This is a genomic window from Mesorhizobium calcicola (assembly GCF_042682105.1).
In the GTDB taxonomy this organism is placed as follows: Bacteria; Pseudomonadota; Alphaproteobacteria; order Rhizobiales; family Rhizobiaceae; genus Mesorhizobium; species Mesorhizobium calcicola.
This window is the reverse complement of the sequence record NZ_JBHUGY010000046.1, coordinates 1-19,412: the sequence shown is the minus strand read 5'-3', so window position 1 is coordinate 19,412 and position 19,412 is coordinate 1. Positions and strand designations below refer to the sequence as shown.

Here is a 19,412-nt window from a genome sequence, read left to right as displayed (position 1 = left end):
CAATTTGCGAAATCGTTGGTGACGGCCCTTTTCTCCCCGTCACTACACGGGGAGAAATGTCCGGCAGGACAATGAGGGGCAGCACCACGCTGATGGAAATTCAGCCCTACTCCGGCACGTGCCTGACAGCACCCTTGGCCGCGCTGGTTGCCATCGCGGCGTAGGCGCGCAGGGCAGTCGTCACCTTGCGCTTGCGCTTCTCCTCGGGCTTCCAGGCAGCCGCTCCCTTGGCCTCCATCGCCGCCCGGCGGCTGGCAAGTTCGGCATCGCTGACGGCGAGGCGGATGCTCCGGTTCGGGATGTCGATCTCGACCGTATCGCCCTCCTGCACCAGGCCGATCAAACCGCCCTCGGCGGCTTCCGGCGAGACGTGGCCGATCGACAGGCCGGAGGTGCCGCCGGAGAAGCGGCCGTCGGTGACCAGAGCGCAGGCCTTGCCGAGGCCCTTCGACTTCAGATAGCTGGTCGGATAGAGCATTTCCTGCATGCCGGGGCCGCCGCGCGGTCCCTCATAGCGGATGACAACGACATCGCCGGCCTTGATCTCGTTGGACAGGATCGCCTTGACGCTGGCGTCCTGGCTTTCGAACACGCGCGCCGGGCCGGTGAACTTCAGGATCGATTCGTCGACGCCGGCGGTCTTCACGATGCAGCCATCCATCGCCAGATTGCCTTTCAGCACGGCAAGGCCGCCGTCCTTGGAGAAGGGGTGCCGGGCTGAACGGATGACACCCTTTTCGCGATCGAGATCGAGCTCGTCCCAGCGGCGATCCTGGCTGAAGGCGACCTGCGTCGGCACGCCGCCAGGTGCGGCGAGGAAGAAATCGCGCACGCTGTTGCTGGTCGAGCGCGAAATATCCCAATGGTCGAGCGCCTCGCCCAGCGTTCGCGTGTGCACGGTCGGCAAATCGCGGTTGATCAGGCCGGCATCGTCGAGCTGGCCGAGGATCGCCATGATGCCGCCGGCGCGATGGACGTCTTCCATGTGCACATCCGCCTTGGCGGGAGCCACCTTGCACAGCACCGGCACCTTGCGTGACAGCGCGTCGATGTCATCCTGATCGAAGTTGATTTCGCCCTCATGCGCGGCGGCCAGGATGTGCAGCACGGTGTTGGTCGAGCCGCCCATGGCGATGTCGAGCGTCATGGCGTTTTCGAAGGCGCCCTTCGAGGCGATGTTGCGCGGCAGTGCGGTCTCGTCATCCTGCTCGTAGTAACGCTGGGCGAGATCGACGATCAGGTGGCCGGCTTCGACGAACAGCCGCTTGCGGTCGGCATGCGTGGCCAACGTCGAGCCGTTGCCGGGCAGCGAAAGCCCCAGCGCCTCGGTCAGGCAATTCATCGAATTGGCGGTGAACATGCCCGAGCAGGAACCGCAGGTCGGGCAGGCCGAGCGTTCGATGACCTTGACGTCCTCGTCGGAGATCTTGTCGTCGGCCGCCGCAACCATGGCGTCGACCAGGTCGAGCGCCTGCGTCTTGCCGGCGAGCACCACCTTGCCGGCTTCCATCGGTCCACCGGACACGAAGACGGTCGGGATGTTGAGGCGCAGCGACGCCATCAGCATGCCGGGCGTGATCTTGTCGCAATTCGAGATGCAGACCATGGCGTCGGCGCAGTGGGCGTTGACCATGTATTCGACGGAGTCGGCGATCAGCTCGCGCGACGGCAGCGAATAGAGCATGCCGTCATGGCCCATGGCGATGCCGTCATCGACGGCGATGGTGTTGAACTCCTTGGCGACGCCGCCGGCCTTCTCGATCTCTCGCGCGACCAACTGGCCAAGGTCCTTCAGGTGGACATGGCCCGGCACGAACTGGGTGAAGGAATTGACCACCGCGATGATCGGCTTGCCGAAATCACTGTCCTTCATGCCGGTGGCGCGCCAGAGGCCGCGGGCGCCGGCCATGTTGCGGCCATGGGTGGTGGTGCGGGAGCGATAGGCGGGCATACCATTTTCCTTAGCTGGCTGGCTGCGCTCGACGCGGAGCGTGGCGGCGCTGAATTCGGATCGCAGGCGTTATAGACGCGCAAGCTCGGTCTTGCCACAATTTTGCAATGCGCCACGAAATCCGGATGCCAGTTGACGAGCGGAGCCCGCTTGTATATAGCCAATAGGGTATATACTCAATTGGCTATGGATATTCGATGAACCAGCTGGACGCCACTTTTGCCGCACTCGCCGATCCGACGCGCCGCGCCATTCTTGCCCGGCTCATCCAGGGCGAAGCATCCGTGATGGAACTCGCCGAGCCCTTCGCGATGAGCCAGCCCTCGATTTCCAAGCACCTCAAGGTGCTGGAAAACGCCGGACTGATTTCACGCGGCCGCGACGCACAGCGCCGGCCGTGCCGGCTCGAAGCAAAACCGCTGGCAGAGGCCAATGACTGGCTCGAGCGTTATCGAAAGATCTGGGAAGGCAACTTCCAGCGCCTCGATGCGTTGCTCGGCGCGATGAAGGCCGAGAAAGCCCCCCACAGTACCGACCAATAGCCAAAAAAGCCGCTGCCTGTGTCGGGATCACCGCCTGTCGCACGTCCTTTGGCAAACATGAGGAGGAACCATCATGAGCACCACAACTTTGCCCGGTTCGACCGTCGCCACGCTGACGGTGACCACGCCCAGCGACCGCGAGGTCCAGATCACCCGCATCTTCGATGCGTCGCGGCCGATGGTCTTCGACTGCTGGACGATACCCGAGTTGCTGAAGGGCTGGCTGCACGGCCCTGATGGCTGGCGGCTGGCGGTCTGCGAAATCGACCTCAGGGTTGGCGGCGCCACGCGCTACGTCTGGCAGCACCGCGATGGCCGCAGCATGGGCATGAGCGGCGCCTATCGCGAAATCGTGCGTCCAGCCAGGATCGTTGCCACCGAATTGTTCGACGAGGACTGGACCGGTGGCGAAACCGTCGGGACCGTAGTCTTCACCGAGCAGGCCGGGAAAACGCTGCTGACGCAGACCGTGCTCTACGCCTCGCAGGCGGCCCGCGACGGCGCGCTCGGCACCGGCATGACCCGCGGCATGGCCGAGAGCTATGCCCAGCTCGACGCTTATCTCGCTTCACTTCAGGACGCTGCCAAGGGCGCCGCCTGACGCTTCCTTCATCCCCCAAGAGAAAACGAGGAGAAAGACCATGCAAAAGATCACCACCTTCCTGTGGTTCGACGGACAGGCCGAGGAGGCCATGAACCACTACATGTCCATCTTCAAGAATTCGAAGGAGCTGAGCGTGACGCGTTGGCCCAAGGGCCACGCTGATGAGGGCAAGGTGCTGGTGGCCTCGTTCGAACTCGACGGCGTCCCGTTCCTGGCGCTCAACGGCGGACCACAATACAAGTTTACCGAGGCGATCTCCCTGTCGATCGACTGCAAGACGCAGGAAGAAGTCGATCATTTCTGGACCAGGCTCACAGAGGGTGGCGGCGAACCAGGACCCTGTGGCTGGCTGAAGGACAAATTCGGCGTTTCCTGGCAGGTCGTGCCGGAACAGCTGCCGCGCCTGCTGCAGGATCAGGACCGGGCCAAGGCCGGCCGGGCGATGAATGCGATGATGCAAATGGGCAAGATCGACATCGCCAAGATCGAAGCCGCGGCGAAAGTGTGAGTAAGACGCGCTCTTGCCTTGTGGGAGCGAAGCTCGGTCGGATGAGGGGTGCTGGACCGAACACTGCATGGAAGATGTAAGCGCCTAAAATTATTGAATTTTTGACGTCGAGTTTCTTCCAACACCCTCATCCGTCTCGGCGCTACACGCCGATCCACCTTCCCCCAAGGGGGAAGGGAAGAATTATGCCGCCTTGTCGCGGACCTGATAATCCTTGATCGTGGCGAAGCGGATCGCCTTCCAGCGTTCGGCTTCGTAGTTCAGCGAGAAGGCGTGCTGGGCGAGGAACACCGGATCGTTGTCGAGGTCGCGGGCGATGTCGCCGCGATGCGCCTCGATGAAACGGTGAACCTCGGCCTTATCCTCGGCCGAGATCCACCGGCAGACGGAAAAACGCGACATCTCGAATTCGACCGGCAGCGTGTATTCGAAGTTCAGCCGCTCCTTCAGCACGTCGAGCTGCAACGCGCCGACGACGCCGACGATCGCCGGTGAGCCGTCCTCGGGCGAAAACAGCTGCACGACGCCCTCCTCGGCCATCTGGTGCAGCGCTTCCTTGAGCTTCTTGGCCTTCATCGCGTCGCCGAGACGGACACGGCGCAGGATCTCCGGCGCGAAATTCGGCACGCCGCGGAACAGGATCTCCTCGCCCTCGGTCAGCGTGTCGCCGATGCGCAGCGTGCCGTGGTTGGGGATGCCGACGACGTCGCCGGCAAACGCCTCGTCGGCGGTGACGCGGGTGCGGGCAAAGAAGAACTGCGGCGCCGACAGGCTCATCGGCTTGCCGGTGCGCACCAGCTTGGCCTTCATGCCGCGCTCGAGCTTGCCCGAGCAGACGCGGACGAAGGCGATGCGGTCGCGGTGATTGGGATCCATGTTGGCCTGGATCTTGAAGACGAAGGATGTCATCTTGTCCTCGGTCGCCTCGACCTTGCGGGCATCGGCCTCCTGCGCGCGCGGCGGCGGCCCAAAGGCACCAAGCGCCTCGATCAGGTCGCGCACGCCATAATTGCGCAGCGCCGAGCCGAAATAGACCGGCGTCAGATGGCCTTCGCGAAAGGCGTCAATATCAAGAGGTCGGCAAGCCTCCCGCGCGAGTTCCAGTTCCTCGATGAAGGCCTCGCGTTCGTTCTCCGGCAGCAGGCCGGCGACACGGTTGGAATCAGGACCGTTGACCGGCGTGCGTTCTTTCTCGTCGTCGCCCTTGCGCACCGCGTTCAGCGCCAGATGGTAGGTGCCGGAGAACGTCTTGCCGCGACCGATCGGCCAGGTGATCGGCGCGGTGTCGAGCGCCAGCTTCTGTTCGATCTCGTCCAAGATCTCGAACGGATCGCGGCTTTCGCGGTCCATCTTGTTGACGAAGGTGATGATCGGGATATCGCGCAGCCGGCAGACCTCGAACAGTTTCAGCGTGCGCGGCTCGATGCCCTTGGCAGCATCGATGACCATGACGGCGCTGTCGACCGCCGACAGCGTGCGGTAGGTGTCGTCGGCGAAATCCTCGTGGCCGGGCGTGTCGAGCAGGTTGAAGACATTGTCCTCATACTCGAAGGTCATCACCGAGGTGACCACCGAAATGCCGCGCTCACGCTCGATCTTCATCCAGTCGGACCGGGTCTGGATCCTGTCCTTCTTGGCCTTGACCTCGCCGGCAAGCTGGATGGCGCCACCGAACAGCAACAGCTTTTCGGTCAGCGTCGTTTTGCCGGCGTCGGGGTGCGCGATGATCGCGAAGGTGCGGCGGCGCGCCACTTCTTCTTCTATTGCTTCGGGCATTCTTCAGGATTTCCGTGTGACAGGCCGGGCTTCTAGCAGCGCAGTGCCGGGCTGTCGACCGGTCCGGCGGCGCTGACGCCGCCGATGGCCGTGGCCCGCTCAGGCCAACTCGCTCACGTGGCCCGCCGGGACGATCTCCGGAAGCCAGCCGGCGATGGCCTCGCCTATCGCGTCGGCATGATCCTCCTGCAGATAGTGCGCGCCGGGCCCGAGATTGATGAACCGGCAGTTCTTCAATCCAGCGGCGAATTCGCGTGCGGCCTGCGGCGCGATCAGTGCGCCGGGATCGCCCGCGAACAGCAGTTTCGGATAGGTGGAAAGCCGCAGCGCCCGATGGTCGTGTTCGCTGATGGCGGCGACGTCGGCAGGCTGGCCCTCGATCGGCAATTCCCGCGGCAGGCGCAGCACCGGCTTGCGCGATCGCGGTGTCGGGAACGGCGCCCGGTAAGCCGTCATCTCCTCGTCGCTCATTGTGCGCAACACCGAGGCCGGCAGCACTTTTTCGACGAAGACATTGTCTTCCAGAACCAGCTTTTCGCCGATGCCAGGCGTGCGCAGCGCCTTGAACAGCTCGCGGGCCTGCGGGCGCTGGTGAAAATCCTCCCAACGCTCGAAGGGCCGGATGAATTCCATGAAGGCGAGGCCGAGAATGTTGCGCGGCCGCCGCGCCGCAAGATGGAAGGCCAGTGCCGTGCCCCAGTCCTGCGCCACCACCGCCAGATTCCTGATGTCGAGCGCATCGAGGAAGGCGTCGAGGTAGCGGACATGATCGAAGAAGCGATAATCGATATCGGGCTTGCCGGACAGGCCGTAACCGATCAGGTCCGGTGCGATGCAGCGACCGAGCGGCGCAACATGCGGGATGATGTTGCGCCAGATGTGGGATGAGGTCGGATTGCCATGCAGGAACAGCACGGTCGGACCGGCCGTGCCGGCCTCGACATAGGACATGGTCGAATCGAGCACGGCGATTTCCTCTCGCCGCAATGCGGTGGAGCCGGGTTTCGGCTTGTCGGCGTTCAAACTCATTGGGTTGGCTCCTTTGCAAAGACTGTGCTGAAGATGATTTTTTTGAAGCGCTCGAGCGGCGCCGGGCTGCGTTCGACCTTCATGCGCAGCATGGCGCCTTGCCAGGACGACAGCAGGAAGTCGGCGAGGTCGTCGGCATTGAAAGCCCGGGTGATGTCACCGGCCGCCTGGCCCTCGGCGATGCAGGCCGCGAATGGCTGGCGCCAACGCTCGAAGATGGCGACGAGTTGCAGGCGCAGTGGCTCGCTGTGCACCGCTGTCTCGAGGCTGAGATTGCCGATCATGCAGCCGCGCGCCCAGTCATGCGCCTCAAGCTTCGAGGTGATGACATCGAGGTAGCGGCGCAGCCTGCCGATGGGCGGCGTGCCATCCTGCGCGAGGGCAGCTTCGACCAGGCCACTGACATAGGCGAAATAGCGGTCGAGCACCTCGCCGGCGAATTCCTCCTTGGAGGCGAAATGGTTGGTGAACGAGCCCGGCCGGGCGTCGGCCGCGGCAACGATGTCGCGCACGCCGGCGGCGGCATAGCCTGAATTCCAGATGGTCCGGAAACCGGCGTCGAGGAGTTTTTCGCGGAGTGATTGTCTCGCCATGGTGAGATAATACGTACGTACGTATTTATGTCAAGCGGCATATTTCGCGCCGCTTGATGTTGGCAAGCGGCCACCGGGATGGCACTTGGATGACGTCCGTCGGGATCACCAATAGAGGAGCGAGCATGACTGCGGCGAAACAAGTGATCGTCATCGGCGCCGGCATTATCGGCGCCTCCATCGCCTGGCATCTGGCCAAGGCGGGGGCGCGGGTGACGGTCATCGCCGACAGCGCCGCAGGCGGGGTTGCGACGCCGAACTCCTTTGCCTGGATCAACGCCAGCTGGGGCAATCCGGAGCCGTATTTCCGGTTGCGGACGCGCGCGATGGCGCAATGGTCGCGGCTGGCGCGGGACCTGCCCGAAATTCCGCTGAGCTGGTGCGGCGGCCTGTGCTGGGATTTGTCAGCGGCCGCAATGGAAACCTACACCGCCGAGCATTCCGCCTGGGGTTACGGCATCGAGCGTGTCGACCGCGCTGGCGTCGCGCGCATCGAGCCCAATCTCGCCGAGCTTCCCGATGTCGCCTTGCATGTCGCCGAAGAGGGTGTCGCCGAGCCGGCGGCCGCCACCAGGGCGCTGCTGGCGGACGCCGAACGGCGCGGAGCGCGGATCATCTCTAGCACGGTGACGGCGCTGGTCCAGACCGGTGCCAAGATCACCGGCGTGGACACATCGCATGGCCTGATAGCCACCGACGAGGTGGTGATCGCGGCCGGCGTCGGCTCACCGGAGATTGCCGCGACGGCCGGAATCAACCTGCCGATCGAGACGCCGCTAGGGCTGATCGTCCATTCGCGGCCTTCCAGAAAACTGCTCAATGGCCTGGTGCTGGCCGAGCGGCTGCACATGCGCCAGACGGCGGAGGGCCGCATCATCGCCGGCTCGGATTTCGGCGGCGCCGACCCGGGCATGGACGCCGAAGCCACCGCCCGCGAGCTGTTTGTAGCCCTGAAAGCCAGTCTGCACGGCGGCGACGAACTGGAGCTGGATTTCCACACGGTCGGCTACCGGCCAACGCCGATCGATGGCTTTCCGATCATCGGCCGCGCCGAGGGCACGGACGGCCTTTACGTCGCGGTCATGCATTCGGGCATCACGCTGGCACCGGCCGTTGGCCTGTTCGCCGCCAAGGAAATCCTGGAAGCCAAACGCGACCCGTTGCTGGCGCCGTATGGATTGTCGCGCTTCGCTCAATAGCCGGGCGGATGGCGAAAGCCGCCGGAGAACGGTTCGATTGCCTTGGCAATGCCGAGCAGCCGTGATTCCGACCAGCGTTTGCCGACCAGTTGCAGGCCGATCGGCAAGCCGTCGCCGTCCTGTCCACACGGCAGTGAAAGCGCCGGATGGCCGCTGTAGTTGAACACCGCGCCATAGGCCGGCATCATCCAGTAGCTCTGTTCCTTGCCGTCGACCTGGATCGGCGTGCCCGGCTCGCAATGCGGGAAGGCCGTGGTCATGGCGACCGGGCAAAGCAGCGCATCCCAGTTTTCGAAAAACTGGTCCCAGGCGAGAATGGATCTGTCGCGGCGGGCGAGCGCCTCGAACCAGCGCGATACCGGTGTCGGCTCCTCCGGCGGCTCGGGCTGCGCGGCCTCCATCATCATGCCGATCAAGGCGCCGCCCTGCGCAAGATCGTCGTGCAGATCGAGCTTGGGCAGCTTCGCTTCCTCGACGGTCGCCCCTGCCGACTGCAGCTGCGTTGCCAGACTTTCGACCGCGGCGCCGATCTCGCCGGCCACCGGAAACCCCGGAAAGGTCGGCGCGAAGGCGATGCGCAATGTCTTGAGGTCGAGCTTCGGCATGCCCTCGACCGGCACCGGCGCAAGATCGGTGTCGGTTGCGTCCGGCCCGGCGATGATTCGATAGATCAAGGCCAGATCTTCCGCATTGCGCGCCAGCGGGCCGAGACAGGACATCAGCCGCACGCTGCGCGCGGCACCGCCCGGATCGGGGAAGGCGCCGGCCAGCGAGACGCGATGCTCAGTCGGCTTGAGGCCATAAACACCGCAGAAGGCAGCCGGCAGCCGGATCGAATCCTGCATGTCGGTGCCGACGTCGAACGGCGTCATCCCTGAACAAAGCGCCGCCGCCGCACCGCCACTGGATCCGCCGGCAGTGCGCTGGAGGTTCCACGGATTGCCGGTGCGGCCGAACAGTGGATTGTTCGACTGCCAGTCCGACAGCATGGTCGCGACATTGGTCTTGGCCATCAGCACGCCGCCGGCTGCCTTCAGCCTGACAACGACCGGGCTGTCCCGTTTGGCGACATAATCGGCAAAGGGTGGGAAGCCGACCGTGGTCTTCATGCCAGATGTCTCGTGCATGTCCTTCAGCGTGAACGACACGCCATGCAGCGGTCCATGAGCTTCGCCGCGCGCGAGTGCTGCGTCGGCCTTTTCAGCGCGCTCGCGGGCGCCCTCCCGATCGAGCGAGATGACGGCGTTGACCGCCCCATTGTGGCTGTCGATCTGCGCCAGATGGGCGTCGAGCGCCTCCACGGCGGAGATTTTCCGCGAGGCGATCGCGGCGGCGAGCTCGACGGTTGAGGAAAAGACGAGATCCATGACCCATGCTCCGGCTTGACCGCTCTCGTCCAGTCAAGATGGCGGACAGCGGCGCGACTTCAAGCGGAGTTGAGCATTTGAAACTCGCTAGTACTTGATCGAAATTGCGCCGCGGCCGATTGAGGTCGGTGCTTTACGGCGCCCCCTCCGTCCCGCGACGTTTACAACTACACGACCAGTGCCAGCTTCGCGGCGGCCGCAAAGGGACGGATGGTGATGCCATCCCTGGTCATGGTGACGAAGCTCGATGGCGGGATCGCCTGCCAGTCGCCGCCCTCGCGGTCGAAGGGTTCGGACACGACGCAGCGGCCGCCGCCCTTGCGCAAGACGGAGGTGTAGAGCGTCGGGGCGTGGGCATCGGTGGCATAGCGCACCGCATGCAGCGCCTGCCCGTCCGAGAAGGCGGCGGTGAGTTTCAGCGCCGGCTCCAGGCCAGCGCGGCGCGAGGCGTCGAGCACGCGGCTGGTGGCGCGCGAGACGGCGCCTTGCGGATCGGCGGCCAATCCTTCGTCAATCATCAGGAGGAAAAACAATTCGGAATCGGTGGTGCCTTCGCGCTGATCGAAGACGGCGTCGGACAGCGAATTCTCCAGCGCGCGGCGGATCTTTTCAAAGCCGCCGATCTGGCCGTTGTGCATGAACGACCAGGGACCCGAGATGAACGGATGGCAGTTCATGCGGCTGGTGGCGCCGCCGGTCGAGGCCCGCACATGCGCCAGGAACAGGCCGGATTTGATCTGCTGGCACAGGCTCTTCAGATTGGGATCCGACCAAGCCGGCAGGATGTCGCGGTAGAGGCCGGGCTCCGGACGGTCGCCATACCAGGCAAGGCCGAAACCGTCGCCATTGGTCGGCGACTTCGCTTCCTGGGCGCAATGGCTTTGGGCAATCAGCGAGTGACAGGGCGCCGTGAGGATGTCTTCGAGAAAAACCGCTTCACCGAGATAGGCCGCCCACCGGCACATCGCTTCAATCGTCCTCTAGGCACGATCCATGAGAGCCGCTGGCTCCTTGGTCCCGTGCGAGCCTCTGTTGTGCGTCCGCTCGTAAAGCTCGCGAACGATACGACTGGCGGTAGTCTCAAACAGAAATGGCAAGAAAGCGTGAACGAGCGCCGCAGCCGCTGCCATCAGCAACCGCGACGAGAACCAGGCGGCAAAAGCCATATGGCCGAAATAGGTTTCGCCGACCTTGGCCGGATGAGAGGTGAAGATCTTTGCGAGCCGTGCCGACATGCTGTTCCCCTTCAGCGCTCGATGTTCCTGATATGAGTATCCTGACACGCTTCGCCGGTTCATTGGTCTCAAAATGTCCTTGTATTTGCTCACTTCATGGGACAAAGATCCCACATGGCGCTGGAAATCGACGAAATTGACCGAAAATTGCTCAGCGAATTGCAACGCGACGGCACGCTGTCGGTCGACCAGCTGTCGGAACGGGTGGCCTTGTCGCGCAATGCCTGCTGGCGCCGGGTGAAGCGGCTCGAGGAGGATGGCGTCATCACCGGCCGGGTGGCGCTGGTCGATGCGGACAAGCTCGGGCTTGGCCTCTCGGTGTTCATCCTGATCCGCACGTCCAACCACGACCCGGACTGGCTGCAGAAATTCCGGGCGGCGGTGACCGGCTTTCCCGAGATCACCGGCGTCTACCGCATGTCCGGCGACCTCGATTATGTCCTGCGCGCCCGCGTCGCCGACGTGAAGGCCTATGACCGGCTCTACCAGCGGCTTATCGCCAAAGTGGCGTTGTCGGACGTTTCCGCCTCCTTCGTGATGGAGGAGATCAAGGAGACCACCGTCGTTCCGATGGAACTGCGGTAGGTCTTGTCATAGTGATGCCCGAAAGAAAGCCGTTGATAGCGCTAGACCCGAGTTGACCGAATCGCCGTTCGCGCCGATAGGATCGATTTTATGCGCGCAGCCCTTCAAACTCCCTCCGTCATCGGTCCGACCGTCGGCTTCGTCAGGTTGCCGCATGGTGAAGGACTTCCCCTCCCCGCCTATGAAAGCCCCGGTGCGGCCGGCATGGATCTGCGCGCCGCGGTGCCGGACGACCGACCGCTGCTGATCCTGCCTGGAAAACGCGCGCTGGTGCCGACCGGGCTGATCCTGGAAATTCCGGAAGGCATGGAAGGTCAGGTCCGGCCCCGCTCCGGTCTCGCCTTCAAGCACGGGCTGACCTGCCTCAACACGCCCGGCACCATCGACAGCGACTATCGCGGCGAAGTGAAGGTGCTGCTGATCAATCTCGGCGACGAGGATTTCGCGGTGACGCGCGGCATGCGCATCGCCCAGATCGTTTTCGCAGCGGTGACGCAGGCTGCGGTGGAAGAGCGCAGCCTTGCCGGCGGCACGGCGCGCGGCTCGGGCGGGTTCGGATCGACCGGCACCGCCTGATGCGTGGGGTTCTGCCTAGACTCGTTATCTTCGACTGCGACGGGATCCTGGTCGACACGGAGAATCTGGCCAATCGACGCCTCGCAGAATGGCTGAGCGCTGCCGGCTACCCGACAAGCTTCGAATATTGCCGCAAGAATTTCTCCGGCCGCAGCATGGCGTCGGTGCAGAAGCAGATCGAAGAAGAGACGAGCGTGCGCCTCGGCGCCGATTTCGTCGAGCGTTGGAACGCCGGCCTGCCGGACCTGTTCGCCCACGGGGTCGAGGCGATCCCTTACGTTCGCGATTTTGTCGAAGCCGTGCGTTCAGTCGGCATCGCCTATTGCGTCGCCACCTCGGCCCGGGTGTCGAAGATGCACATCACGCTTGGCCAGACCGGGCTCTTGCCGCTGTTCGAACACGCGATGTTCAGCTCGACGATGGTCGGTCGCGGCAAGCCGTTCCCAGACCTGTTCCTGCATGCGGCCAAGACGATGGGCTTCGCGCCCACCGATTGCATCGTCATCGAGGACAGCGTCGCCGGCACGCAAGCCGGCATTGCCGCCGGCATGCGGGTGTTTTCCTATCATGGCGATCCCTATTCCGACCGCGAGGGCCTGATCCAGGCCGGGGGCATTCTGTTCGACGACATGCGCGAATTGGCCGGGCTGGTGCCTATCCACTGATCTGCCTGCCTCTGATCCGCCCGATGGACTGGACGCCCCCGACCGCTATGCTACGTTCCGCGCGCCCGACAGCCCGAGGCGCTCATGTCAACGAACCTGCTTCGCTTCATCCTCGCCTTGACGCTACTGCCGTTTTTGTGGACCGCGGCCGGCGCGCAAGCCGTCAGCTTCCCGGACCTCGGCAGCGCTTTGCCAGGCCATACGGACGTTACCTATCTCGACCTGGCCAGGATGGTCATTCCCGATCTGACGGCGGACAAGGACGGTTTCTACAAGGGTGGGTTGCCGATCGACATGCGCCACATCGAGGGACCGGACAGCGGCGGTTCGCCGCCCCAAACCTCGAGCCTCCCCAATGCCGCGGTGCTCGGCATCAGGGCTGGCGGCAAGGACCGGCTGGCGATGCTGTTCGACCTCGGCGATTCCCCCGACAGCGCCGAGGGCTATGCGGTGCTGGCGCTCTACGATATCGCGGCCAAGCCAAAGCTACTCGACGCGGTCAATGTCGCGGTCGATCGCAGCACCTATTTTCGCGAACCGGGCAAGCTTTCCGTCAGTGCCAACGATGACGCCCTCATCACCATGAGCGCGCATTTCAACTCGAACCAGAACTATGTCATCACGCCGCTGATCATGGTCGGCGGCGACAAGTTCGAACTGATCGATATGATCTACACGTTCGATGAAAACCTGTGCGCCTACAGCCGCAAGCAGGACGTGGCCTTCCAGGCCATCGCCGACGGCCAGCCTTATGCCGCCATCAAGGTGACGGTGACCGACGCCACGGCGCCGAGCGGCGAAAGCTGCGATGACGCGCCGTCCGCGGCTGCATCGCAGGACATTTCCGTCACCTATCACTGGGACAAGAAGGCCTCGCACTACGCCAAGGATTCCGACGCGCTGGACAAATTGGCAGGAGAGAACGCCAAACGCTTCTGAACCAATGGCATTCGTTTGCCCGGCCAGGGAGGGCAGGATAAAATCCTCTCAGCCACGCCACACAGATGGGGGAACTACCATGGATAAGGGCAAGATCTTTCGTGACCTGCATGCCTCGACCTTCGTCATGCCCAATCCCTGGGATGTCGGCACGACGAAGCTGCTGGATTCTTTCGGCTTCAAGGCGCTGGCGACGACCAGCGCCGGCTTTGCCTTTTCGCGCGGGCTGCCGGATGGCTCGGTGACCTTCGAGGCGATGATCCACCATTGCCGCGAGGTGACGGCGGCGACCAGCCTGCCGGTCTCGGCAGATCTGGAGAAAGGCAAGGGCGATAGCGCCGAGCGTGCCGCCGAAACCATCTTCGCGGCGGAAGCGGCCGGCCTTGCCGGCTGCTCGATCGAGGACCACACCGGCGATCCGGACAAGCCGATCTATGATTTCTCGCACGCCGTCGAGCGCGTCGCGGCGGCCGTGGAGGCGGCGCGCGCTTTGAAGCGCGACTTCGTCTTCACGGCGCGCGCCGAGAATTTCCTGTGGGGCAAGTCCGATCTCGACGACACCATCAAGCGACTGCAGGCCTTCGAGAAGGCCGGCGCCGACGTGCTCTATGCACCGGGCATCGGCGATGTCGAAATGGTGCGCACGATCTGCTCGGCGGTCAGCAAGCCGGTCAACGTCATGGCGAGGCCGGACTTCACCATCGCAGATCTCAGCATGGCCGGCGTCAAGCGCATCTCGCTCGGGCCATGGCTGACCAATTTCGCCTACGGCATGCTGGAAACGGCGGCGCGCGAGATCCAGCAGGACGGCACCTTCGGCTTCACCCGCGCCGCCATGCCGTTCGGCAAACTGCAGGCGCTGTTTGGCAAATCCTCAGGTTAAAAGGGCCCGTCGCATGACGCTAACCGTCGTCGACATGCATACCGGCGGCGAGCCGCTGAGGATTGTCACCGGCGGCTATCCGGATATCCCGAAGGGCACCATCCTCGAAAAGCGCGCCTATGTGCGCGACCATCTCGATCATCTCAGGCAGATCCTGATGTTCGAGCCGCGCGGCCATTACGACATGTACGGCGCCCTGCTGGTCGAACCGGACCTGCCCGGCGCCGATCTCGCGGTGCTGTTCATGCACAATGAGGGCTATTCGACCATGTGCGGCCATGCCATCGTCGCGCTCGGCCGCTATGCCGTCGATGAAGGGCTGGTGACGAAACGTGAGCCGGTGACGACGGTCAACATCGAGGCGCCGTGTGGATTGGTCGTCGCTTCGGTGGAGGTCAGGGATGGCAAGGCCGGCGCTGTGTCGTTCGAAAGCGTGCCGGCGTTCCTGTTCGCAGGCGGCCGGAAGATCGAACTGCCGGGCTATGGCATGATCGGCTTCGACATCGCCTATGGCGGCGCCTTCTACGCGCTCGCCGATTGCCACCAGTTCGGGCTTGAGTTCGGCCGCGACCGGGTGCGCGATTTCGTCGATGCGGCGACGGCGCTGACGGAGAAGCTGAAGAAGGAGTTGCCGCTGTCGCATCCCGACCATGCCGACCTTGCCTTCCTGTATGGCACCATCCTGACCGACGGCCGCGACGTGTTTTCCGGCGAGGTGACGAAGAACATCTGTGTCTTCGCCGAAGCCGAGGTCGACCGCTCGCCGACCGGCTCCGGCGTCACCGCACGGCTGGCGGCCATGCATGCCAAAGGCGAGATCGCCATCGGGCAGACGCGCCTGTTCGAGAGCATCGCCGGCTCGCGCTTTTCCGGCGCCGTGGTGCGGACGGCGAAGGCTGGCCCGCATGAGGCGATCATCGCCCGCGTCGGCGGCCGCGCCTACTATTCCGGTCGGGCTGAATTCATCGTCGAGGCTGATGATGAATTGGGGCGTGGCTTCCTGTTGCGCTGAACAGAACTCAGCCCCGCGAGACGCGAGACGCTTCCCGCGCACCAATCGCCTTGTGCAAATGCACCATCATGGCGGCGGCGAACAGCGGCGTCACCAGATTGAGCAACGGTACGGCGAGGAAGGCTGCGATGACCAGCCCGCCGAGAAACACCGTACCGGCATAGTGCCTGCGCAAGGCCCTGGCTTCGTCCTCCGGGCGAAAGCGCATGGCGGCGAATTCGAAGAACTCGCGGCCGAGCAGATAGCCATTGACGATGAAGAAGGCGGCGATGTTGACGCCTGGCACCAAGAGAAGCAGCAGGGCGACGATGTTGCCGAGGACGACGACGCCCAAGAACCTGGCTGACAGCACCAGCGACCGCAGCGCTGGCATGGCGCGTCCGGTTGGATCGCCGGGATAGTCGGTGCGTTCGACCACTTCGGCGATGTCGTCGAGAAACAGGCCGGCGACGATCGCCGTCACCGGTGCGATGAGCAACGCCAAGCCGAAGGCAAGAGCCATGGCGGCAATGATGCCGCCCAGCCAGCCGGCCCAGGACGGCATGCCGGGCAACAGCGCCTGGAGCCACGGCAGGGCCAGCCACTCGACAAGGCTGGTGAGGCCGAACCACAAGGCCACCAGGGCCAGCAAGGTCAAGCCCAGCGTCTTCAGGAAGACCACGCGGAACTCCGGCGAGAACAACTGGCCGGCGGCGGCGCGGGCGGCGTCAGAGATCACGGTGCTTCCAACCTCAGGTCGAACGGGTCGTCCCGGAGATAGGCGAAGCTATCGCCGGTCACAAGCGCCGATAGTTTCTGGAATTGCTCTATCGAGCGAGCGCCGGCCTTCACACCGGAATGGTCATGGCCGCCACCCCGGCAACGACAAAGGCCATTCCCAGCCACGCCGTCGAACCAAGGCTTTCGCCGAGGAAAACGGCGCCGATGCCGACACCGATCGGCACGCGCAGATAGGCTTGCGAGGTGGTGCCGACCGAGCCAAGTGTGTGGATGAGGCGGAAATAGATGACGAAGGCCAGCGCGGTCGAAAACACCGACAGGCCGAGCAGAGCCAGGATCGACGCCGTCGACGGCGCCAGCTGCCATGGCCGGTCGAACACAAGACTGAGCGGCACGAGGATGACGGCGCCGCACAGCATCGAACCGGCGGCCGGCAGCATCGGGTCGAGGCCCTTGAAGCCACGGCCGAAGATCGCCGCACCGGCATAGCAGATCGTCGCCGCGACGATGGCGAGCTGCGCCCAGAGTTGGTGACCGAGACCACCCAGCGCCTCGGTGCCGACGATGAGGCAGATGCCGGCAATGCCGGCGCCGACGCCAATCAGCTTGCGCAACGTGACCGGCTCGTGGCGGGTGATGAGCGCGGTCAGCAGGAAGGTGAAGATCGGCGAGGTCGCGTTCAGGATGGTGGCGAGGCCGGCATCGACCGAGCGTTCGGCCGCGGCGATCAGCGTGAACGGCACGACGCTGTTGAGGCACGCCTGGAAAGCGAAGCGGCGCCAGCTTGCCGCATCGCCCGACATGGCAAGCCCGCGCCAGCGGATGATGGCGAACAGGATGCCACCGGCGATCAGCGTGCGGGCGGCAATGAAGGTGACCGGCGGGATCGTCTCGACGCCGATGTTGATGAATGTGTAGGAGGCGCCCCAGAGCACCGCCAGCACGGCGAGCAGCGCCAAGTCGGTGGTCATATCGTTCTTTGTCGGCTTGTTCTTTGTCGGCATTTTCTCTGTGGGCATGGGGGCTGGCTCGCCTTCGAAAAATGATCGGCTGAGCCAGGCTTGTAAGCAGCATCGCGATGAAATGCTTCGGCCACGGTCGAATTGTCATAGCACCTCGTCGCAAAGGCGCACCCTGATTTGCAAGAACTGCGGCTCCGCGCCTTCCTCGACAAGGGAATGGTCATCGCCGCCACGCCGGCAACGACAGAAAATCGGTTGCCAATTTTCAGGGTCTTGCTGTAGACCCGCCCGGGCATGGCGAGAAGCCGGCTCGGGTTTTTGGCGGAGACATTGATGCCGGATTTTGACGTGCTTTGCATCGGCAATGCTATTGTCGACATCATCGCCCAGTGCGACGAGGACTTCCTCGAGACCAACGGCATCATCAAGGGCGCGATGAACCTCATCGACACCCAGCGCGCCGAACTGCTCTACAGCCGCATGGGCCCGGCGATCGAGGCGTCCGGCGGCAGCGCCGGCAACACGGCGGCCGGCGTCGCCAGCTTCGGCGGCCGCGCTGCTTTCTTCGGCAAGGTCTCGAACGATGCGCTGGGCCAAATCTACGCCCACGACATCCATGCGCAGGGCGTCGCCTTCGACACCAAGCCGCTCAAGGGCGAGCCGCCGACGGCGCGCTCGATGATCTTCGTCACCCCCGACGGCGAGCGTTCGATGAACACCTATCTCGGCGCCTGCGTCGAGCTCGGGCCGGAGGATGTCGAGGCCGACAAGGCTTCTGGCGCCAAGGTCACCTATTTCGAGGGCTATCTGTGGGACCCGCCGCGCGCCAAGGAAGCGATCCGGCAGACGGCGAAGCTGGCGCACGCCGCGGGCCGCGAAGTGTCGATGACGCTCTCGGATTCGTTCTGCGTCGACCGTTACCGAGACGAGTTCCTCGACCTGATGCGCTCGGGCACCGTCGACATCGTCTTTGCCAACAGCCACGAGATCAAGTCACTCTACCAGACATCGTCGTTCGACGAGGCGCTGGCGCAGATTCGCAAGGATTGCCGGATCGCCGCCGTGACCCGCTCGGAAAAAGGCTCGGTCATCGTGCGCGGCGACGAGACCGTGGTCATCCAGGCGACCGCGATCAAGGAACTGGTCGACACGACAGGCGCCGGCGACCTCTACGCCGCCGGTTTCCTGCATGGCTACACGCAAGGCCGCGACCTCGAGACCTGCGGCGACCTTGGCTCACTGGCGGCCGGATTGGTGATCCAGCAGATCGGGCCAAGGCCACGGCAGAATTTGCGCCGCGAGGCGGAACAGGCGGGATTGCTGTAGGGTCGAGGGTCCGCCTACCGTCAAGGTAGCCGGGTCGCGCTCCAGCCCTTCGCAGGCTCCCAGCCCTTCGGGCGTTCAGCCCCTTCGAAAGGTCCACTGGACCTTTTGATCCGCCCGAAGGCGGACCGGGCCTTCACCGTTCGAAGCTCGAAAAGCCAAGCAATTGGCTTTTCGTCCGCTACGCGGACCGCTTCTCACCGTCGCGCAGCTGTCATACATCGCACCTACACGCAATCCAGGGGTCCCGTGACTGACATTTCGGGCGCCCGCAGCCAGTTGGGGTGTCAAAATGCAAGACAGCATGCTGTCGGGCCATTGCATCTGTTGCCGCCGCGATTTCCGCTTTCCGCTCTAGCCGTTCAACAACCGGCCGCAGCTGTGGGAGGAGCGCCCGGCCCAAGAGACAGATGCATGAACAGATTTCAAATCCAGACAACCGGCATCAAGCAGGACGACTTCGCGGATATGGTCGCGGAGGAGGTCGAACGCGCGCTTGCCCACTATGACGAGGCCATCAACAGACCCACCATGGTCTCGGTCGGCAAGATCGCCGGCAGCATAGCGTCCGCCGTCACCTTGCTGTCGCCGAAGCATCAGCGCGCCATTGACGCCATCCATGCCGACCTTCCCGGCCTGGCATCGAAATTCGTGCGCGCGCTGGCGGCGGAAGCCGCGCGCCGCAGCGAGGCGGGCACAGGCGGCGCAACAGGGCTGCCGGCGGCATCCCTGGCCGACATCGAGGGACCTAGTTCCTCGCCGCCGCGTGCCGACGACCTCGAATCGATGCTGATCGAGGACTGGGCGGGCCGCGTTGCCGGATCGACCTATCTGGAAGAGAATTTGCGCATCGCCCGCTCGACCCTGCATCGCTGGCAAAGGCGGGGTGAAGTCATTGCCCTGCGCAAGGGCGGCCGCAAACACGTCTTCCCGCTGGCGCGTG

General features: G+C 64.2%; 21 protein-coding genes. 12 read left to right on the top strand and 9 right to left on the bottom strand.

Annotated elements, in window-relative coordinates; translation table 11 throughout:
* Positions 1–106: 106 nt before the first annotated feature.
* Positions 107–1,951, bottom strand: a complete 1,845-nt coding sequence (gene ilvD, locus ACFSQT_RS27595) for a dihydroxy-acid dehydratase (RefSeq protein WP_379024071.1) — start codon at positions 1,949–1,951, stop codon at positions 107–109.
* Positions 1,952–2,148: 197 nt separating this feature from the next.
* Here ilvD and ACFSQT_RS27590 point away from each other — a divergent pair, with 197 nt between their 5' ends.
* From ACFSQT_RS27590 to ACFSQT_RS27580, 3 genes are all read left to right on the top strand, one after another.
* Positions 2,149–2,493: an ArsR/SmtB family transcription factor gene (locus tag ACFSQT_RS27590; RefSeq protein WP_379024069.1), complete on the top strand. Its 345-nt coding sequence runs from the start codon at positions 2,149–2,151 to the stop codon at positions 2,491–2,493.
* Positions 2,494–2,566: 73 nt separating this feature from the next.
* On the top strand, positions 2,567–3,094 hold the full coding sequence (locus tag ACFSQT_RS27585) for an SRPBCC family protein (RefSeq protein WP_379024067.1): 528 nt from the start codon (positions 2,567–2,569) through the stop codon (positions 3,092–3,094).
* Positions 3,095–3,134: 40 nt separating this feature from the next.
* Complete coding sequence (locus tag ACFSQT_RS27580) at positions 3,135–3,605, top strand: VOC family protein (RefSeq protein WP_379024065.1); 471 nt, start codon at positions 3,135–3,137, stop codon at positions 3,603–3,605.
* Between the two features lie 183 nt (positions 3,606–3,788).
* Here ACFSQT_RS27580 and ACFSQT_RS27575 read toward each other — a convergent pair whose 3' ends face one another.
* The 3 genes from ACFSQT_RS27575 to ACFSQT_RS27565 all read right to left on the bottom strand — a co-directional run bounded on the left by ACFSQT_RS27575 (position 3,789) and on the right by ACFSQT_RS27565 (position 7,003).
* Positions 3,789–5,381: a peptide chain release factor 3 gene (locus tag ACFSQT_RS27575; protein ID WP_379024063.1), complete on the bottom strand. Its 1,593-nt coding sequence runs from the start codon at positions 5,379–5,381 to the stop codon at positions 3,789–3,791.
* A gap of 99 nt (positions 5,382–5,480) precedes the next feature.
* Positions 5,481–6,410: a haloalkane dehalogenase gene (locus ACFSQT_RS27570; RefSeq protein WP_379024061.1), complete on the bottom strand. Its 930-nt coding sequence runs from the start codon at positions 6,408–6,410 to the stop codon at positions 5,481–5,483.
* Complete coding sequence (locus tag ACFSQT_RS27565) at positions 6,407–7,003, bottom strand: TetR/AcrR family transcriptional regulator (RefSeq protein ID WP_379024059.1); 597 nt, start codon at positions 7,001–7,003, stop codon at positions 6,407–6,409. Before ACFSQT_RS27565 ends, ACFSQT_RS27570 begins: the two co-directional genes overlap by 4 nt.
* 125 nt (positions 7,004–7,128) lie before the next feature.
* Between ACFSQT_RS27565 and ACFSQT_RS27560 the strand changes: the two genes are divergently transcribed.
* On the top strand, positions 7,129–8,202 hold the full coding sequence (locus tag ACFSQT_RS27560; RefSeq protein WP_379024057.1) for an NAD(P)/FAD-dependent oxidoreductase: 1,074 nt from the start codon (positions 7,129–7,131) through the stop codon (positions 8,200–8,202).
* On the opposite strand, the gene ACFSQT_RS27555 is transcribed toward ACFSQT_RS27560, so the two are convergent.
* From ACFSQT_RS27555 to ACFSQT_RS27545, 3 genes are all read right to left on the bottom strand, one after another.
* A complete protein-coding gene (locus ACFSQT_RS27555) occupies positions 8,196–9,569 on the bottom strand; it encodes an amidase (protein WP_379024055.1) in 1,374 nt (457 codons plus the stop codon). The genes ACFSQT_RS27560 and ACFSQT_RS27555 overlap by 7 nt on opposite strands.
* Positions 9,570–9,736: 167 nt before the next feature.
* A complete protein-coding gene (locus ACFSQT_RS27550; protein ID WP_379024053.1) occupies positions 9,737–10,534 on the bottom strand; it encodes a class II glutamine amidotransferase in 798 nt (265 codons plus the stop codon).
* A gap of 15 nt (positions 10,535–10,549) precedes the next feature.
* On the bottom strand, positions 10,550–10,804 hold the full coding sequence (locus ACFSQT_RS27545; protein ID WP_379024212.1) for a DUF6356 family protein: 255 nt from the start codon (positions 10,802–10,804) through the stop codon (positions 10,550–10,552).
* Between the two features lie 114 nt (positions 10,805–10,918).
* Here ACFSQT_RS27545 and ACFSQT_RS27540 point away from each other — a divergent pair, with 114 nt between their 5' ends.
* The 6 genes from ACFSQT_RS27540 to ACFSQT_RS27515 all read left to right on the top strand — a co-directional run bounded on the left by ACFSQT_RS27540 (position 10,919) and on the right by ACFSQT_RS27515 (position 15,464).
* Complete coding sequence (locus ACFSQT_RS27540; RefSeq protein ID WP_379024051.1) at positions 10,919–11,389, top strand: Lrp/AsnC family transcriptional regulator; 471 nt, start codon at positions 10,919–10,921, stop codon at positions 11,387–11,389.
* A gap of 90 nt (positions 11,390–11,479) precedes the next feature.
* A complete protein-coding gene (gene dut / locus ACFSQT_RS27535) occupies positions 11,480–11,965 on the top strand; it encodes a dUTP diphosphatase (RefSeq protein WP_379024049.1) in 486 nt (161 codons plus the stop codon).
* Positions 11,965–12,630, top strand: coding sequence for an HAD family hydrolase (locus ACFSQT_RS27530; RefSeq protein WP_379024047.1), 666 nt, complete (start codon positions 11,965–11,967; stop codon positions 12,628–12,630). The genes dut and ACFSQT_RS27530 overlap by 1 nt, the downstream gene beginning before the upstream one ends.
* Positions 12,631–12,714: 84 nt before the next feature.
* The gene (locus ACFSQT_RS27525) at positions 12,715–13,569 is read left to right on the top strand and encodes a hypothetical protein (protein ID WP_379024045.1); all 855 of its coding nucleotides are present in this window, start codon (positions 12,715–12,717) and stop codon (positions 13,567–13,569) included.
* A 79-nt stretch (positions 13,570–13,648) separates the two neighbouring features.
* On the top strand, positions 13,649–14,452 hold the full coding sequence (locus ACFSQT_RS27520; RefSeq protein WP_379024043.1) for an isocitrate lyase/PEP mutase family protein: 804 nt from the start codon (positions 13,649–13,651) through the stop codon (positions 14,450–14,452).
* Between the two features lie 13 nt (positions 14,453–14,465).
* The gene (locus ACFSQT_RS27515) at positions 14,466–15,464 is read left to right on the top strand and encodes a proline racemase family protein (protein ID WP_379024041.1); all 999 of its coding nucleotides are present in this window, start codon (positions 14,466–14,468) and stop codon (positions 15,462–15,464) included.
* Positions 15,465–15,471: 7 nt separating this feature from the next.
* On the opposite strand, the gene ACFSQT_RS27510 is transcribed toward ACFSQT_RS27515, so the two are convergent.
* Together ACFSQT_RS27510 and ACFSQT_RS27505 are read right to left on the bottom strand one after the other, a co-directional pair.
* Positions 15,472–16,182 (bottom strand): sulfate transporter family protein, encoded by a 711-nt coding sequence (locus ACFSQT_RS27510; protein WP_379024039.1) that lies wholly within the window; start codon positions 16,180–16,182, stop codon positions 15,472–15,474.
* A 109-nt stretch (positions 16,183–16,291) separates the two neighbouring features.
* A complete protein-coding gene (locus ACFSQT_RS27505) occupies positions 16,292–17,203 on the bottom strand; it encodes a DMT family transporter (protein ID WP_379023177.1) in 912 nt (303 codons plus the stop codon).
* Positions 17,204–17,479: 276 nt separating this feature from the next.
* On the opposite strand from ACFSQT_RS27505, the gene ACFSQT_RS27500 reads away from it, so the two are divergent.
* Together ACFSQT_RS27500 and ACFSQT_RS27495 are read left to right on the top strand one after the other, a co-directional pair.
* A complete protein-coding gene (locus ACFSQT_RS27500; protein ID WP_379023175.1) occupies positions 17,480–18,472 on the top strand; it encodes an adenosine kinase in 993 nt (330 codons plus the stop codon).
* 411 nt (positions 18,473–18,883) lie between these two features.
* Positions 18,884–19,412 (top strand): antitoxin Xre/MbcA/ParS-like domain-containing protein (locus ACFSQT_RS27495; RefSeq protein ID WP_379024037.1); only part of this gene is annotated, 529 nt, incomplete at its 3' end.